This is a genomic window from aff. Roholtiella sp. LEGE 12411 (genome assembly GCF_015206995.1).
Classification (GTDB): domain Bacteria; phylum Cyanobacteriota; class Cyanobacteriia; order Cyanobacteriales; family Nostocaceae; genus Komarekiella.
This window is the reverse complement of the sequence record NZ_JADEXR010000131.1, coordinates 1-16,234: the sequence shown is the minus strand read 5'-3', so window position 1 is coordinate 16,234 and position 16,234 is coordinate 1. Positions and strand designations below refer to the sequence as shown.

Annotated in this window: 18 protein-coding genes and 2 pseudogenes; 8 read left to right on the top strand and 12 right to left on the bottom strand. The window is 42.0% G+C overall.

What is annotated here, in order from left to right:
• Positions 1-31: 31 nt before the first annotated feature.
• Positions 32-742, bottom strand: coding sequence for a ribose-5-phosphate isomerase RpiA (gene rpiA / locus IQ246_RS22560; protein ID WP_194005571.1), 711 nt, complete (start codon positions 740-742; stop codon positions 32-34).
• A 417-nt stretch (positions 743-1,159) separates the two neighbouring features.
• On the opposite strand from rpiA, the gene IQ246_RS22555 reads away from it, so the two are divergent.
• Entirely contained in the window at positions 1,160-1,837 is a 678-nt protein-coding gene (locus tag IQ246_RS22555) for an S-layer homology domain-containing protein (protein WP_194005570.1), read from the top strand.
• A gap of 176 nt (positions 1,838-2,013) precedes the next feature.
• A complete protein-coding gene (gene dxs / locus IQ246_RS22550; RefSeq protein WP_194005569.1) occupies positions 2,014-3,924 on the top strand; it encodes a 1-deoxy-D-xylulose-5-phosphate synthase in 1,911 nt (636 codons plus the stop codon).
• A gap of 64 nt (positions 3,925-3,988) precedes the next feature.
• Here the strand turns inward: dxs and IQ246_RS31360 are convergent, their stop codons facing one another.
• Positions 3,989-4,156, bottom strand: a complete 168-nt coding sequence (locus IQ246_RS31360; RefSeq protein WP_370588536.1) for a helix-turn-helix domain-containing protein — start codon at positions 4,154-4,156, stop codon at positions 3,989-3,991.
• A gap of 399 nt (positions 4,157-4,555) precedes the next feature.
• Between IQ246_RS31360 and IQ246_RS22545 the strand changes: the two genes are divergently transcribed.
• Positions 4,556-5,518 carry an orange carotenoid-binding protein gene (locus IQ246_RS22545; protein ID WP_194005568.1) on the top strand — a complete coding sequence of 321 codons (963 nt, stop codon included), beginning with the start codon at positions 4,556-4,558 and terminating at the stop codon, positions 5,516-5,518.
• 368 nt (positions 5,519-5,886) lie between these two features.
• Here IQ246_RS22545 and IQ246_RS22540 read toward each other — a convergent pair whose 3' ends face one another.
• The 4 genes from IQ246_RS22540 to purQ form a co-directional block, all read right to left on the bottom strand.
• A complete protein-coding gene (locus IQ246_RS22540; RefSeq protein ID WP_194005567.1) occupies positions 5,887-6,276 on the bottom strand; it encodes a hypothetical protein in 390 nt (129 codons plus the stop codon).
• Positions 6,277-6,346: 70 nt separating this feature from the next.
• A complete protein-coding gene (locus tag IQ246_RS22535; RefSeq protein WP_194005566.1) occupies positions 6,347-7,171 on the bottom strand; it encodes an IS982 family transposase in 825 nt (274 codons plus the stop codon).
• 58 nt (positions 7,172-7,229) lie between these two features.
• Positions 7,230-8,198 carry a glycosyltransferase family 2 protein gene (locus IQ246_RS22530; protein ID WP_194005565.1) on the bottom strand — a complete coding sequence of 323 codons (969 nt, stop codon included), beginning with the start codon at positions 8,196-8,198 and terminating at the stop codon, positions 7,230-7,232.
• 796 nt (positions 8,199-8,994) lie between these two features.
• Positions 8,995-9,672, bottom strand: a complete 678-nt coding sequence (gene purQ / locus IQ246_RS22525; RefSeq protein WP_194005564.1) for a phosphoribosylformylglycinamidine synthase subunit PurQ — start codon at positions 9,670-9,672, stop codon at positions 8,995-8,997.
• Here purQ and IQ246_RS22520 point away from each other — a divergent pair.
• A complete protein-coding gene (locus IQ246_RS22520; RefSeq protein WP_194005563.1) occupies positions 9,666-9,857 on the top strand; it encodes a hypothetical protein in 192 nt (63 codons plus the stop codon). The two genes, purQ and IQ246_RS22520, sit on opposite strands and share 7 nt — an antisense overlap.
• Here IQ246_RS22520 and purS read toward each other — a convergent pair.
• Positions 9,854-10,132 carry a phosphoribosylformylglycinamidine synthase subunit PurS gene (gene purS, locus IQ246_RS22515; RefSeq protein ID WP_194005562.1) on the bottom strand — a complete coding sequence of 93 codons (279 nt, stop codon included), beginning with the start codon at positions 10,130-10,132 and terminating at the stop codon, positions 9,854-9,856. The two genes, IQ246_RS22520 and purS, sit on opposite strands and share 4 nt — an antisense overlap.
• 144 nt (positions 10,133-10,276) lie before the next feature.
• Between purS and IQ246_RS22510 the strand changes: the two genes are divergently transcribed.
• Entirely contained in the window at positions 10,277-10,684 is a 408-nt protein-coding gene (locus IQ246_RS22510) for a Fur family transcriptional regulator (protein ID WP_194005561.1), read from the top strand.
• A 170-nt stretch (positions 10,685-10,854) separates the two neighbouring features.
• Here the strand turns inward: IQ246_RS22510 and IQ246_RS22505 are convergent.
• Both IQ246_RS22505 and IQ246_RS30550 read right to left on the bottom strand, forming a co-directional pair.
• A pseudogene (locus IQ246_RS22505) lies at positions 10,855-11,286 on the bottom strand (SPFH domain-containing protein); the annotation flags it as partial.
• Positions 11,285-11,356, bottom strand: a pseudogene (locus tag IQ246_RS30550) (NfeD family protein); the annotation flags it as partial. The pseudogenes IQ246_RS30550 and IQ246_RS22505, both read right to left, overlap by 2 nt.
• 231 nt (positions 11,357-11,587) lie before the next feature.
• Here IQ246_RS30550 and IQ246_RS22500 point away from each other — a divergent pair.
• The gene (locus IQ246_RS22500; RefSeq protein WP_194005560.1) at positions 11,588-13,651 is read left to right on the top strand and encodes a protein phosphatase 2C domain-containing protein; all 2,064 of its coding nucleotides are present in this window, start codon (positions 11,588-11,590) and stop codon (positions 13,649-13,651) included.
• On the opposite strand, the gene IQ246_RS22495 is transcribed toward IQ246_RS22500, so the two are convergent.
• Entirely contained in the window at positions 13,583-14,023 is a 441-nt protein-coding gene (locus tag IQ246_RS22495) for a hypothetical protein (protein ID WP_194005559.1), read from the bottom strand. The genes IQ246_RS22500 and IQ246_RS22495 overlap by 69 nt on opposite strands.
• A 312-nt stretch (positions 14,024-14,335) precedes the next feature.
• Between IQ246_RS22495 and IQ246_RS31355 the strand changes: the two genes are divergently transcribed.
• Both IQ246_RS31355 and IQ246_RS22485 read left to right on the top strand, forming a co-directional pair.
• Positions 14,336-14,584: a helix-turn-helix domain-containing protein gene (locus IQ246_RS31355; protein ID WP_370588535.1), complete on the top strand. Its 249-nt coding sequence runs from the start codon at positions 14,336-14,338 to the stop codon at positions 14,582-14,584.
• A 153-nt stretch (positions 14,585-14,737) separates the two neighbouring features.
• A complete protein-coding gene (locus tag IQ246_RS22485) occupies positions 14,738-14,959 on the top strand; it encodes a ferredoxin-thioredoxin reductase variable chain (RefSeq protein WP_194005573.1) in 222 nt (73 codons plus the stop codon).
• Positions 14,960-14,964: 5 nt separating this feature from the next.
• Here IQ246_RS22485 and IQ246_RS22480 read toward each other — a convergent pair whose 3' ends face one another.
• Both IQ246_RS22480 and IQ246_RS22475 read right to left on the bottom strand, forming a co-directional pair.
• Positions 14,965-15,186, bottom strand: a complete 222-nt coding sequence (locus IQ246_RS22480; protein WP_194005557.1) for a hypothetical protein — start codon at positions 15,184-15,186, stop codon at positions 14,965-14,967.
• 99 nt (positions 15,187-15,285) lie between these two features.
• The gene (locus IQ246_RS22475) at positions 15,286-16,077 is read right to left on the bottom strand and encodes a YdcF family protein (RefSeq protein WP_194005572.1); all 792 of its coding nucleotides are present in this window, start codon (positions 16,075-16,077) and stop codon (positions 15,286-15,288) included.
• Positions 16,078-16,234: the final 157 nt, after the last annotated feature.

Genomic DNA, 16,234 nt, shown 5'->3' with positions numbered 1-16,234 from the left:
CCCATTCCCCATGCCCCATCCCCCATGCCCTTTAAATTTGCCGTACTAGTGGCTGACCATCTTTGACTTCGCCAATTAAAACTAAATCGACACAGTTGACAAAAATACCATTTTCTAGTACTCCGGGAATGTTATTCAGCGTTTTTTCTAATCCGGCTGGATCATCAATAGAGTCAAATGTGACATCTAATACAAAGTTGCCTTGGTCGGTAATTACTGGGCCAGCTTTCTTTACACCCATACGCAGTTCAGGTTTACCACCAAGTTTTCTAATAGCATCAGTCACCGGAGTAATTGCCATTGGGATTACTTCCACAGGCACGGCGAAACTAGAACCCAAGCGGTCTACTAATTTACCACTATCTACAACAACAATGAACTGATTTGCCAAGTAATCTACGACTTTTTCGCGGGTATGTGCTGCACCACCGCCTTTAATCAAATTTTTGTGTGGATCTACTTCATCTGCCCCATCAATGGCAATATCGATGTGGTCGATAGCGTCCAGGGTGGTGAGAGGGACGCCGTACTGCTTGGCCAAAACTTCTGACTGAAATGAGGTGGGGACACCAACGATATCTTTAAGTTCGCCAGTTTTTAGGCGATCGCCTAAAAACTGAATTGTATATGCTGTGGTTGACCCCGTACCCAATCCGACAATTGAGCCTGACTTGACAAGAGCTGCTGCGGCTTTGCCAACTTCTTGCTTCATTAACTTCACGGGATCTGCTGCTGTAGTCATTCCCAAAACTCCTGAAAAACTGACTATAGTCCATAGTAGTAGGCAGATAACGCCAAAAGATAAAAGGTAAAAAACAAGTTTTTCTAATTTCCTACAGGTTCGCCACTTACTTTATGCCGGGGAACCCCTGCTCTAGTGAACTAATACAAAGTTGCATTCTCAAGATATTATTTACTGAAATGACGAATAAACATTTAAATTTTAGATAGTTTATTATCTTATGCTTTATGAATTAAAGCACCTTGACCATAGCCCAAAAACCATACTTAATAGTTATGCAACATTTTCAAGCCTAAGTTCGTCACGAGATGTAAAAGAAATAGCTGAGTTACAGAATTTAGATACACTAGACTTGGAATTTACTGAAGGTAACGCAGTTTTTTTAATTCACAGTAGCAGCTAAAAGTGGTTATGGTGATGCGTCAGTTTTCAATTATCTCCTTAGTGGCACTACTACAAAGCTTGCCAGTAATTGCTCAAGCTCAAGTGCCACCAACGGCTTCAGCAATAGCATCTGATTCTATTCAAAAGGTAGTTGCTACCAAATGGATGACCAACTTTTCTGATGGAAATTTTTATCCAGAAAGGTTGATTACTCGTGCAGAGTTAGCCACGATTATGGTGAAAGCATTTCGATTAGATAAAAGACAAGCTGTTAGTAAACAAAATTTAGTAATTCCAGATGTTACTCCTACTAATTGGGCATTTGATGATATTCAGATAGTTTTAAAAACTGATATTATGAAAGGCTATCGAAGTAATATGTTTTTTCCAAACCAAAGAGTAACAAGGGCAGAAGCTTTTGCAATTTTTGCCCAAGCTTATGGTGTATTTCAATTTCCTGATGACACTGTTAATGAAACTTTGTCCCCAAGTCCAGATCAGGCGTCCATTCCTGCTTGGGCCAGAAAAGCGATCGCCACAGTAGTTACTGAAGGATTTATCAATACAGATGCTCAAGGCAATATTGCCCCATTACGACCAATGACCAGGGGGGATATGGCTTATTTATTGAGTAAATATTTGCAACGACAACAGCAACAACCAGAAACACCAGAAGTTCCCAGTATTCCAAATAGCCCAGAATCCCCGTAGGAAGAGAAGGATAATAGGGCGCTGGAGGAGCAAACTGACAACTTACCAGTTACAAAGTTATACTGTCCACTACAACTAATCTTAGTAAGAATGTAACAGTCTGATTCAGTCAGCAACCCGACCGTGGGAAAATCAAAATACCGAAACTAGAGACTTAGAGAGGAAAACCGTATAATATGCATCTGAGCGAAATCACTCATCCCAATCAGTTGCACGGTTTATCTGTTCGACAACTGCAACAGATTGCCCGTCAAATTCGAGACAAGCATCTTCAAACCGTAGCAGCAACTGGGGGTCATCTGGGACCAGGTTTGGGTGTTGTAGAATTAACGCTAGGGCTTTACCAGACACTGGACTTAGATCGAGATAAAGTTATCTGGGATGTAGGACACCAAGCTTATCCCCACAAACTCCTTACAGGACGCTACAGTAGCTTTCACACCCTCAGGCAAAAAGACGGAATTGCCGGCTATCTCAAGCGCTGTGAAAGCAAATTTGACCACTTTGGTGCGGGACATGCTTCCACCAGTATCTCAGCTGCCTTGGGCATGGCTGTAGCGCGAGACTTAAAAGGGGAAAAATTTAAAGCTGTTGCTGTGATTGGCGATGGGGCGCTGACTGGGGGTATGGCATTAGAAGCCATCAACCATGCTGGACACTTGCCGAAAACTAATCTACTGGTTGTTCTCAACGATAACGAGATGTCCATATCTCCCAATGTTGGCGCAATTCCCCGTTATCTCAACAAAATGCGCCTCAGCCTACCGGTGCAATTCATTAAGGATAATCTTGAGGAGCAATTCAAGCAAATTCCCTTTGTCGGTGAATCATTGTCTCCTGAACTAGGACGCATTAAAGAAGGTATGAAGCGCTTGGCTGTGCCCAAGGTAGGTGCCGTTTTTGAAGAACTCGGCTTTACCTACATTGGCCCAGTGGATGGGCATAATCTAGAAGAATTAATTACCACTTTCCAACAGGCACATCAGATACCGGGCCCAGTTCTGGTACATGTGGTAACAGTTAAGGGTAAAGGCTATGAAATTGCTGAACAAGACCAAGTTGGGTACCACGCCCAAAACCCCTTCAACGTAGCAACCGGCAAAGCTATCCCCTCCAGCAAACCTAAACCCCCTGCTTATGCCAAAGTCTTTTCTCACACCCTAGTTAAACTTGCCGAACAAAACCCAAAAATCATTGGAATTACTGCGGCGATGGCAACGGGGACAGGCTTAGACAAACTCCAGGCAAAACTGCCCAATCAATATATTGATGTCGGTATTGCTGAACAACATGCTGTCACCCTAGCTGCGGGACTGGCAACTGAAGGTATGCGCCCTGTGGCCGCTATCTACTCTACTTTTTTGCAACGCGCTTATGACCAGATAATTCACGATGTCTGCATTCAAAACCTACCAGTGTTCTTCTGTTTGGACAGGGCAGGAATCGTTGGTGTTGATGGCCCCACGCACCAAGGTATGTATGACATCGCTTATATGCGTTGTATTCCTAACATGGTAATGATGGCGCCCAAAGACGAAGCAGAACTCCAACGCATGATAGTGACTGGTGTTAACCATACCAGTGGGCCGATCGCTATGCGCTACCCTCGTGGCAATGGCTATGGTGTTCCTTTGATGGAAGAAGGTTGGGAACCTTTGGAAATCGGCAAAGGAGAAATTCTCCGTACTGGCGATGATGTGTTAATTGTTGCGTATGGCACAATGGTCTATCCAGGGATGCAAGCTGCTGAAATTCTCAGTGAACACGGCGTTGAAGCTACTGTGATTAATGCCCGTTTTGCTAAACCCTTGGATACCGAATTGATTTTGCCTTTAGCTAAGAAAATTGGCCGCGTCATCACTCTAGAAGAAGGTTGTGTCATGGGTGGCTTTGGTTCTGCGATCGCAGAATCCCTGCTAGATGCTGATATTCTAGTTCCCATAAAACGGTTTGGTGTACCAGATGTGTTAGTAGATCATGCTGAACCAAATGAATCTAAGACAGAACTAGGTTTAACTAGTCATCAAATGGCAGAGAGAGTCTTGCAAGCTTTCTTTCAGCAGCAACTATCTACTGTGTCTAGTTAATTTTGTCTAAGCACATTGTCTATTTCATAGAATAATCTTATGAAAATAACCTCTGTTGTAGAGGTTATTTTTTTCTAGAGTAGAAAAGTTTGCTAGAGAGAAAGAGAAATTCAGGTAAGCGCCTTTGAAATTGCCCGCGTCGAATCGTCTGCCTTACCGTCTGTTCTGCCCAATCCAAATACTGTGCTATTTGTGGTACATTCCATCCGTGTGCATTTAGGCGTAAAGCGATCGCTTCATATACAAAAGCTCTAGATTTCAGAAATGGTAAAATTTTATCGCTCTTAAGAAGATTTGAGCGATTTTCAACACAGGTGTTCCTTGTGTTTTAAGGAAATCTTATCTCTTGTATAAGCAGGAGTTATCAAAATATGCCTAAGAAATCATTGCTTATTTGTAACAAAGTTGTTATGTTTCTTTACATAAAGATATAAAAACAACACAAATGCGTTAAACCACTGCTAATTAAGACTTTTTGAATAACTATGCAGTTAAGCTAGTGATTTGCTTTGTTGAGTATCCAACTCAACAGCAAAAATCTTGTGGTGTGTAGCATATTGTGCTTCGGTTTTTTGCACATTTGATTTTTCCAATTTGACAGTACTTTAGTTTTCTCTTTGAAATTCTTGCTATGTCTTTTACCATCCAGTCGGCTCAAAGTATTTTTCCCGGCACTCTAATTGCTGACGTTGTTCCAGCTACTATCGAATCGTTTTCTCAGCTCAATGCTGAAGATCAACTAGCATTACTCTGGTTTGCCTATACCGAGATGGGTAGATCTATTACGGTTGCTGCTCCAGGAGCAGCTAACATGGTTCTCGCACAAGGCTTAATGGAACAAATTAAGCAGATGCCTTTTGAGGCTCAAACACAAGTCATGTACGATTTGGCTAACCGTGCTGATACTCCCCTGTGCCGTTCCTATGCGTCCTTCACGGTGAACATCAAGCTGGGCTTCTGGTATCAGTTAGGAGAATGGATGGCTCAGGGAATCGTTGCTCCTATCCCAGAAGGCTATAAGCTTTCTCCCAAAGCTGCCGATGTGTTGCAAGCAATCCGACAAGCTGATCCAGGTCAACAAATCACAATCCTACGCAACACCGTAGTCAGCATGGGATTTGACCCGAATGCTCCAGGTAGTTACAAAAAAGTCTCAGAGCCTGTAGCTCCTCCTACTGCACCGGCATTTCGGACTAAAGTCACCATTGAAGGGATTACTAATCCTACGGTGTTGGGCTATATCAACAACATGAATGCTAATGACTTTGATGCGGCTGTTGCTCTATTTATGTCCGAAGGTGCTTTGCAACCTCCCTTTGAAAGACCAATTGTTGGTCAGGAAGCGATCCGCGCTTATATGCGTGAAGAATGCCAAGGACTAAAAATGATGCCAGAGCGTGGCGTATCTGAGCCAGTAGAAGATGGGTATACTCAAGTTAAAGTCACAGGCAAAGTGCAGACTCCCTGGTTTGGTGCCAGTGTGGGAATGAATATTGCATGGCGGTTTTTGCTAAATCCCCAAGGCAAAGTCTTCTTCGTCGCAATTGACTTGTTGGCTTCTCCTAAAGAATTGCTCAACCTAGTACGTAAATAGAGTGCTAAGCTAGTTGCTCTAGTCTACTTAAGCGTGAGCGAGCTACCTGATCACGCTTAAGCAAAAAGATTGTTAAAACTATCCTTTGAGCGCTTACCTGAGACAATAGTCGTGGACGGTGGCCGAGAATGGGGAATGCGATGACACCAAAACACCGCATAAATCACCTGATATTTTGGTTCAGCCGTAAGTGCCGGAATACCTACACTCAAATCAATAGACTTGTCCGTAAATTTATAATCCAGTCTGTACAAGGGTTTTCAATGCTGTTATATGTCTTAATAAAATTAAAATTTCATATCCCATCTTTATGCTAGTTTAATTTTCGGATAAGTCTAATGTGCAGAATTTCCACGGAGCAAAGGTATTCATGAAAATCGCCTCCGAATCTCCTCAACACGTTTTAAAGAGCGGGGATATTCTCCTAAAATTCCTAAGATTCCGCCCCAAGATTCCGCAAAAATCATGGTTGGTGGTAAGACATGACGACCCCTCAAACTATTTTTTAATTGCTTCAATTGATCCTTAAACCACCACAAGACAATACGGCGTAATTGGGAACGTTGGGGAGGGTCATTTTGGTAACATTTAACCACAAAAGCCATGAATCCTAATCCCCAAGTCCAATATTGGTGACGCAGTTGGGTATGTTCCCGACGGTGCTGGTGAAACACCAAATATCTAGGTTCGTATACTAACCCAAGTTGCGTGTTAGGCGACTCTGGGTGCTTTGCACCCGGAGAGTCATGCGATCGCACAAAAACTCTTCGGTTACGTCAGATCATAACCGAGAGATAGATTTTAACTTTTAGTATAAACTATTACTAGTTAGATAAATGCTTGTTTTAAAGTAAAAGCAAAGATAAATGCTTGTAATTTGAGTAAAAACCCTTTATAAGTGACTGCATGAATTGATTTAGGAAATAGACTAGTTATCGCACTAAATACTGTTTCAATATCATGACGAATTGACTGTTTTATATATTGAATCCACGGCTGATCTGGACGCTTGGAATTCTTTTTTCTCATGACATTTAGTGTAATTTCACTACTATCATCGAGGTCATCCTCACAATTATAATCTGTGTACGCAGAGTCCGCATATATTTCACTACCAGGTGGTAGATTTAATGGTAAACTCTTTAATGCTCTGACATCAGCAGCACTCCCAGGCATAAAGACAAACTCAACTGGTATACCACTTTTAGTCGTTAATAATTGAACTTTAACTCCGTAAAAATAGCGCTTTTTTGATGCGGTATAACCCCGATAATCTTCTGATTTCAGAATTTTAACTTGAAAAATACGGATATTATCACAAATGGGAACAGGGAAAGAATCTAACAGATACTCTGTACAATCGCTTGTTTCTTTGAGAATCATCCCTATTTGATGAAATAAGTCATTGATGAGCATATCAATATCGTGTAAGCGTCTATTAAATCGTGATTTTTCTAACATATTTGATATTAATTTATGGTCTTTCATATAGTCACAAGCTTTGGTGTGATTACCATTAAAGAACATTGCGGCAGTTACTGCTGTTGTTATCACTTCTGCATCAGTCATATTTCGCCGACAATCTTCTTTGTGACCAATTGCTCTAAGTAAGTCATCAATGATAGCATAGATGGTAATTATTTTATTTAGCATATTCCCCTCCGTTTTTTATACCTGGAGGGGATTTTATTACATCAAGCGATCGCCTCAATCAATAACTAGCAACTTGGGTTACTAGTGAATAGCCTGCTCGAATCACCCGATAAAAAATATCCAAATCCCCACCACCAGGCAAAGTGGCTCCTGTATCCAAAGCTTCATCAAAGCCGCCGATTTTTAATAAAATATTCCGGCGGAAACTCATATTGCAACCTGCTCCGAAGATTCCTGCTCCACAAGGGTATAACGGCTCACCTGGTAAAATTTGACCGTAGCGAATCTTTTCAAAGCCACGACGAAAGCCCCCTCTTTGTTCAAAGAGAAGTTGAGCCTCTGTAGTTAACTCATAAGGCAGTACCAGTCCGGTGAAAGCAGCAGCGTCAGGATTTTCTGTCCATACCTCCATCAAACCTTCTAGCCAGTTTCGGTCTACAACCACATCATCATCTAAGTAAGCCAGAAGCTCTCCCATTGCTGAATGCAAAGCACAATTTCGTGCAAAGTCTAAACCAGGTTTTGGTTCTCGAACATAACGGACTTTAGGGAATGAGGCTACTAATTCTTTGGTGCGTTCATCACTAGGAGCATTATCAATTACCAAAATTTCCCATTCCCAGCTAGATGGTTGTAAATTTAGTAAAGATTGCAAGCAGCGAGCTAAATTTTCTGGGCGGTCTTTGGTACAAATTGCCACGGTTAGGGAAGGCAAAGGTATTTTAAAGAATAGACTCTCAGGGGTAGTGTCGCCGTGTCCTTGTATCACGGCGTCTTCTTGTTGATGCTCTAAAGCCGTCAATTCTTCTTGAGTACTCTCTTGAAGTATCTCAGTTCCTGTCTCTTCGGCGATCAATTTAGTTAAGTCTTCTGGGGAGATTTGACTGCTTGCTGGTAGTGCTTTCATCAAAAAACCGATAGGCCGATCTTTACGTCGCAAAATTAGAGCAATACCTGTATCTCTGTTTGAGAGGGATATGGTAGGTAAAGGTTGTGTTACTTCGATTTCGATGATGCTATAGAACATATAGTAATCCAATTTGATTCGTGAACTGCTGAATTATAGAGACGGGGAATGGGGGATAGGAAAAAAGGGAGTTAGAGGTGTACGCAGTTTTCTCAAAAATCAAATAGGAATCCTACAGTAAAGCTAAGGTTGTTTTCTCAATTGCTAGTATTGCGGTATTGCAAGTGATAAAGCTGGGCAAATAGTCCGTTGATCTTAAGTAGCTGTTGAGTAAGTATAGAATTCAATGTACCTTCAATAGAAGGATCAGCATTGTAGATCGGTACTAGGACTTACGCACTCTACAAATGCATCGTGATGTGAATTAACTAAAATAGGTTGTTTCAGGTTTTTCTTAATTATCCTGCGATGGTCAATAGACGATGCTGTAGGGGCACAGCAATGCTCATTGGTGTCAACTTAAGGGGGTAAAGCCCAAATTTGTTGGGTGTAAGTGTCAATCTCTCAATGACGCTTACGCCTGGATTTGACTAATCCAAACAGCTTGTGACGTTCCACAAGATAGCTCTCTCCGTTTCGGCTATCCATTACCCAGATCTTCATTAACATTTGCGATCGCGATCGCTCTCTAAAAACCAAAGGCTTAAACTTGCGTTGTCTATTCTCAAGAAAATTGAGTTTTTGTCGAGAATAATAAGGGCTAATTTGTCAAGCCAGCCAAAATATCTAGGCTTTGTAACCCAGATAAAATAGGGTTTTTAAGATTATTAATTAAAGATGTGACTAATGGATAGCCGTTTCGGGGAGAGCTCTGGAGAGGTTTTTTTGGTATACTCTACGACTTTTCAAACCTCCTCTAAGACAATACTGCTACCTTCTCTAGCAACCCTTGAAACAACCTCAACCCATCGCTACCACCAAGCATCGCATCAGACGCCCTTTCTGGGTGCGGCATCATCCCCAGCACATTGCCCTGACGATTGCAAATCCCTGCAATGTTGTTCAGTGAGCCGTTGGGATTCTCTCCTTCATAGCGGAACACTACCTGTCCGTTATCTTCAATCTCTGATAAGGTTGCTTTATCAGCGTAGAATTGCCCCTCTCCGTGGGCAATGGGTAAAGTGATCATTTCAGCAGTGTTATAAGCTTGCGTCCAAGAGAGATTGGTACGCTCAATTTTCAGGGGAATGCGATCGCAAATAAAATGCAAATCTCGATTTTTGGTCAATATCCCAGGTAATAATCCAGCTTCAGTTAATACCTGAAAACCGTTGCAAATACCGAGGACAAGCTTACCCTTTTGAGCGTGTTCTACAACCTGCTGCATCACAGGCGAAAACCGGGCGATCGCACCGCAGCGTAGATAATCGCCGTAACTAAAACCACCAGGTATGACGACAACATCTAAATCATCAATATCCGTTTCTTGATGCCAAACCATGCGAGTTGGTTGCCCCAGCAAGTCTCTGGTAACATAAGCAATATCGCGATCGCAATTAGAACCTGGAAAAACAATAACGCCGAATTTTGTCATTTTTCATTGGGCATGGGGCAATGGGGATGGGGCATTGGGCATTGGGGATGGGGCAATGGGCATTGGGCACAAGAGGTAGAGTGATTAGGAGGAGAAGGTACAGAAAAGAGGAATTTTCCCCTTGCTCACTGCCCAAGAGCTTCTTTCCTATGCCCAATGTCCCATTTTCCGTGCCCAATCCCTAAAAGACTCCCGTTTGTGTTTCGACTTCAATCAACTCAAAGCGATAATTTTCAATCACGGTATTTGCTAGCATTTGGTCACAAATACGGTCAAGGTCTTGACGCGCTTTTTTCTCTTCTGTCGAGGTGATGAGCAATTCAATATACTTACCAATCCGCACCTGCTCAACGTTATTGTATCCCAGTTGCTGAAGACCGGATTGTACAGCCACACCAGCAGGGTCTAGGACTGAAGGACGAAGTGTCACGAAAATTTTGGCTAAATACTTGCTTTGCACGGGCTTTTGCTGAATGCTGCGATCGCTATACTATAACTTTCTGTTCCAACTGAGTGAAAATAAGATTAAGAAGCGGTTAGAGTTAATCTATCAATTAGCCAGTCCAAAAGCTTCAACTATAGTGGCAAATTTAACTTATTGTCTATGAGAGCCATACGCACCCGCAGTCAAGAGCGGATTTTGAACCTGCTGAAAACTATCAAACAAGGCATTTGCGCCCAGGATATTTACGTAGAACTGCGTAATAGCAATCAGAGTATGGGTTTAGCGACAGTTTACCGCTCCTTGGAAGCTTTAAAACTGGAGGGCTTGGTACAAGTTCGGACTTTGGCTAACGGTGAAGCCTTATACAGCCTAGCGCAGCAAGACAAACACCACCTAACTTGCCTGCAATGTGGCGTCTCAATTCCGATTAATCAATGCCCCGTTCATAACCTAGAAGATCAGTTGGAATCCAGTCATAAGTTTAAAATTTTTTACCATACCCTAGAGTTTTTTGGGTTGTGTAGTCAATGCCAGAGTTTGCAAGCTGCCAGCATGGCAACAGAATAATAAAAAGATGGGTAAAGGGTAAAGGGTAAAGGAATGATAATAGTCGCTCACAATTTCACTCGCTTTTTACCTTTTCCCCTTCCCTATTTCCCTTCTTTGATAAAAGTTAGAAGTTAGAAATTCAAAACTTCTAACTTCTCAATAGATCAGTGAACAGTCTGATAACTGTTTTAGTTGGGGCGGTTATTATTCACCGTTGGCATTTCACCACCAAACAAGGGGTTAGAGTTTCCACCAGTGTTGTCTGAAACAATGGAACGCATCCCCTCAAGCGTGGCAGGGATAGTACGTGGATCCATAAACATCACCTTGCTGCTATCGCTGCTGCCAATCTTGGTTCCCATTTCTAGATAATTTTGGGCTAGTAAAAACTGCAACACTTCTTTTGCACCTGGTTCGGTTTTCAGAGTGTTGGTGATAATTTGCAGTGCCTCTGCCGTTGCTTGTGCTTTCAGAACTTGCTGTTGGCGTTCTGCTTGCGCTTGCAGCACAATCGTCTTTTGTTGCGCTTCTGCTTGGAGAATTGTCGCTTTTTGTCGCGCTTCAGCATCAAGAATTTGGGCCTCAGCTTTACCTCTAGCACTATTTACAGCAGATTCGCGATGGTAAAAACAGTTCCATTAAACACAGAACTGCTCCTGCTAGAAGCCAGATTAGGGTAGAAGTTGGCATGATGCCATCCTAAATACTACATTCACTTCAACGCATTTCTGTGATTAGATACACCCAAAGGCTGGCTATTTAAAGAAAGTAAAATTTGTTTTTTTTACCAATAATTGTGATTAATTTCAGTAACATAGTGTAGCCACAGGTATACGAATCCAGTCTATTCTAGCTTTCAAGTCTTTGACTGCTAAATTTAATCGAAATTCACGAGTTGATGTGTGTTAAATTTATACCTTTATGATTTCTACTCAGCGAATAATTTATTGTATAAATCCAAGCTGTAATAACCCCATTAATCCTGTGGGAGATAGTTATTGTGCAAGTTGTCAAACTCCTCTAGTACACCGCTATCTCAAGGCTACTGGCTCATTATCTGCCAAAATACCACCAGGTACTAAAGTAGCAGATAGGTATGAGGTAATTACGCACCATGTTTGGCTAGATACTCAACCTGGACTACCGCCAGATGTGCCTGAAGAATTGCCAAAAGAAGTAATTCCTTACCTACGTTTATATCAGGAGCGGTTGCACCTACCCCTAGCGTATGGTTTTACTCGTTCCTTTGAAGAAGGTGCGAGTGATATTCTCTTACTAGAAAATGTGCCGATAGATGAGATGGGACATATTTACCCGACTATTGCTGATGCATGGGAGCAAGCAACGGCGGTACGACAAGTTTATTGGCTGTGGCAAATTCTCCAACTTTGGACGCCTCTATCAGAATTGGGAGTCGCCCGCAGTTTGCTGATACTAGATAATTTGAGAGTCCAAGGTTGGTGTGTGCGATTGTTGGAACTTGTAGAGACGTTTCATGAAACGTCTCTACAGCAATTTGATGAAACGTCTCTACAGCAATTTGATGAAACGTCTCTACAGCAATTTGATGAAACGTCTCTACAGCAATTTGATGAAACGTCTCTACAAAATCTGGGGCAATGTTGGCAGCCTTGGGTAGTATGTGCAAAGACACCAGTAGCCGAAAGGTTAAAGAACATAGTCCAGCAGATGTGTGAAACTCAGGTGGAGTTAGAGACTATTTCCGCTCAACTTAATGAATTACTACTATCATCAGCAGCAGAATTACCATTAAACCTGAAAGTGGCAGGGGCTACTGATACTGGCCCAGTAATGGCACAAAATGAAGATGCTTGCTACCCCAGTACTAGTAACCTATATCAGTCTATATTGCCACATTTATCAATTGTTTGCGATGGCATTGGCGGACATGAAGGCGGCGAGGTTGCCAGTCAGTTGGCAGTACAGTCTTTAAAGTTGCAAATTCGTGCCTTAATAGCAGAGGTAACACAACAAATTGAACTCGTACCACCTAACTTGTTACAGGAACAATTAGAGGCTAGCTTGCGGGTGGTAAATAACGTGATTTACGCCCGTAATCACGAGCAAAAACGCCAAGGTAGAGAACGCATGGCTACAACTTTCGTGATGGCAGTGCAAGTGCCACAACGAGTACAAACAACTGCTGGATGGCACTCAGAAAATGCCCATGAACTTTACTTGGCTAATGTTGGTGATAGCCGTGCTTATTGGATTACTCGCAACTATTGTCAGTTACTCACAGCAGATGATGATGTGGCGACGCGAGAAGTACGCCTTGCTCGGAGTCTATATCGAAAAGCACTCCTAAGACCAGATGCAACTGCTCTAACACAAGCATTGGGCACAAAAGATGCAGAATCCTTGCGGTTTAGAGTTCAGCGGTTCATCTTGGAAGAAGATGGCATATTACTTTTGTGTTCTGATGGTTTAAGCGATAATAACTGGGTAGAACAATCTTGGCAAGATTATGCAACGCCTGTGTTAACACGTCAACTTACAGTTGAAGATGCTGTTCGCAATTTGATTAACTTGGCAAATACGAAAAATGGTCATGATAATACGTCGGTTGTTCTTACTTATTGCCGTGTTTCACCAGAGTATTTAGTACCTTTTACTCCACCACAGCAGTCATTAGAGATTGTAGAAGCAGAACCACAAAAACTACAAAAACTAGAAGAACAAGAAGAACCAACCTCCTTTACACAGAGTTCGCAAGCGCTGCTAGATTTAGACCTGGATTTGGATATTTCAGAAGAACCACCAGTAACCAAAAAACCCCCAATCCGAGTTAAAAAATCTAGTCGGGATAAACAGTTGGTTATGCTTGGAGGATTTGTGGCGTTGGTTGTGGGTGGTACAAGTCTGGGATTATTTGCTTGGTCGCAGCTGAATCCTTTAGGATTCCAACAGATGTGTCGGCAACTTCCCCAAAGAGTGCAGCAACTTTGTTCGTTTGAGAATTAGGGATTGGGGAGTAACAGTTTCATTAACTATGGAAACTGTTTCACTAACTATGGAAGCCGTTGCACTAACTACGGGAATCGTTGCACTAACTATGGAAGTCGTTGCACTAACTACGGAAGTCGTTGCACTAACTACGGAAGTCGTTGCACTAACTACGGAAGTCGTTGCACTAACTATGGAAGCCGTTGCACTAACTATGGGAATCGTTGCACTAACTATGGGAATCGTTTCACTAACTATGGGAATCGTTTCACTAACTATGGGAATCGTTTCACTAACTATGGGAACCGTATCAATCGTAATATTACTTAGGAAAAATTCTGAATAGCGTTCTAACTGGTGAGCCGATCCTGTGCAGCGATCGCACCACACATAACAACTCTACATCACATCTTGCACCAACGCGGGAGCTAGCCAGCAATTCTACTAAATAAATATGCGATAAGGATATCACAACCTGCTCCTACCACAGCAAAGATGAATATTAACCTTGTAATTAATACTATGACTTTTTGAAGCCGTCTACTTTTCAAGAAAGCAATTAAAACGAGAGATAGCTATGTAGTGAATATTCCATAGTTAAAAGCTTGACTAATCTTTTACTTAAGTATTACAAAATCTAACATATTTTATATCTGATAAATTACAACTAATTTATTGTATGATATTAATGATTTTCTGGAGGTGTCAAATTTGTATACGTCAATTAAGACTCACATAAAGCTAACTCCAAACCAAGAAAGTTTGATGGCGATACACGTTAGTTATACCAGATATACTTACAGTTGGATATTAGTTATATGGAGTCAATTGTACAAATATAATACACTCTTATTAAAGAAAATTTTCAATAATCAAGTGAAGTTTAACACTCCTGAAATACAGAAGAAAAAACGTAACAAAAAAATTATTGAAGTAAGCATAAATGTCTGAAACGTGCTGGGATTAGGAGCGGAGGGTTCAATGCGTCGTCGCGTCCCTATGAAGTGTTAAGAAATGGCTGATTACATCAAATCTTAGGCGTTTTAATCGTCTATTTTATAGCAGATACTTGTGGAAAAACAAAACTTAGGTGTGAATGTTGTTATGAAAGTTGGCGATCGCGTCCGCGTTAAAGATTCGGTAATAGTTTACCATCATCCTGAGCATCGAAATCAGGCTTTTGACCTCAAAGGCACAGAAGGCGAAGTCATAGGTATTGCCACCGAATGGCAAGGTAGACCTGTAAGTGCTAATCTGCCGATTGTAGTTCAGTTTAGTAAAAAATTTAAATCCCATTTACGTGAGAATGAGTTAGAAATTATCTAAATCATTCATCGGCGGCGAAACCACTGAAAAATATTCAGTTCGCCGCGCATTTTTTCTAAATCTTTACGGTTGCTTTCTGCTGTTGTATAATACCATTCGCAGTAACGTTGAAACTCGGAGCGCGTCTGAACTTCTTGGTAGAATTGATGCGTTGTTTGGTAAGCGCCAAAACCTTCCTCAACTTGGGGTTGAGCAGATGGAATAATATAAGGTAAATTTTTCGACATAATATTAACTAAGGTATAAGTTATAAAATAAGAGTTTTGAGTTCAGGAAATTAGCGTATTTAATAATTAATAACTAACTATTGATAGCTCCTAACTTTATTAAAGCCAACCGCGCAAGCGATATACAAAAGTACCGATGTATTCTTTTAAAGCGGTAGTAAATTGGTGCAAATTTTCGGTATCAGGTAATAAATTTAGTATAGCGGCCTTGGGCGTGCTGCCGAGTTCTTGCAGTTCACCCTGACTGACGAGAAAGTCAGTAGGTGCAGCAATGACATTAATCCCTTGACGTTGGAAAATTTTAAGCGATCGCGGCATGTGCATTGCCGAAGTTACCAACAACACTTGGCGAATTCCACGAGATTCCAAAATTTTGCGGACATTTATAGCATTTTGATAAGTGTTGAGTGAGTCAGGCTCTTGAACAATTGCCTCAGATGGAATTCCAATAGATGTGAGAACATTTGCCATATCTGCCGACTCTGGTGAACCGCCCCCGCGCCAATCGATGCGACCCCCACTCAGAATAATTATCGGAGCTTTTTTTTGGCGATATAATTGCGCGGCATAAATCACCCGATCGCCCGATTCACTTAGATCAACCGTAGGTCTTGGAGGGAAACCTGATTTGGTCGCACCGCCTAAAACTACAATTGCTTCAGCACTTGGCATCGGCGCGGGTGGGAAATTTTGCCATTCAAGCGATCGCACCATTGATTTGGCAAGCCAAGCATTACTGCAAAATAGCAGTAAAGTTAGCGCCACGGTAATTGCGATCGTCGCAATGCGCGGTCGTTTCCACAACGTTACTAGTGCAACTACCAAACTTACGCAAGCCAGCCCCAACGGGTAAAAAAACAGTGGCAGTAATTTGGAGAGATATAAAAACATACTGGGGAGTGGGAGAGTAAGGGAGTCGGGGAGTCGGGAAGTGGGAGAGTGGGGGAGTGGGGGAGTCAATAATTCCTCCTTATCTTCCCAATCCCCCATGCCCAATGCCCAATCCCCCATGCCCAATCCCCCATGCCCCATGCCCAATGCCCCATGC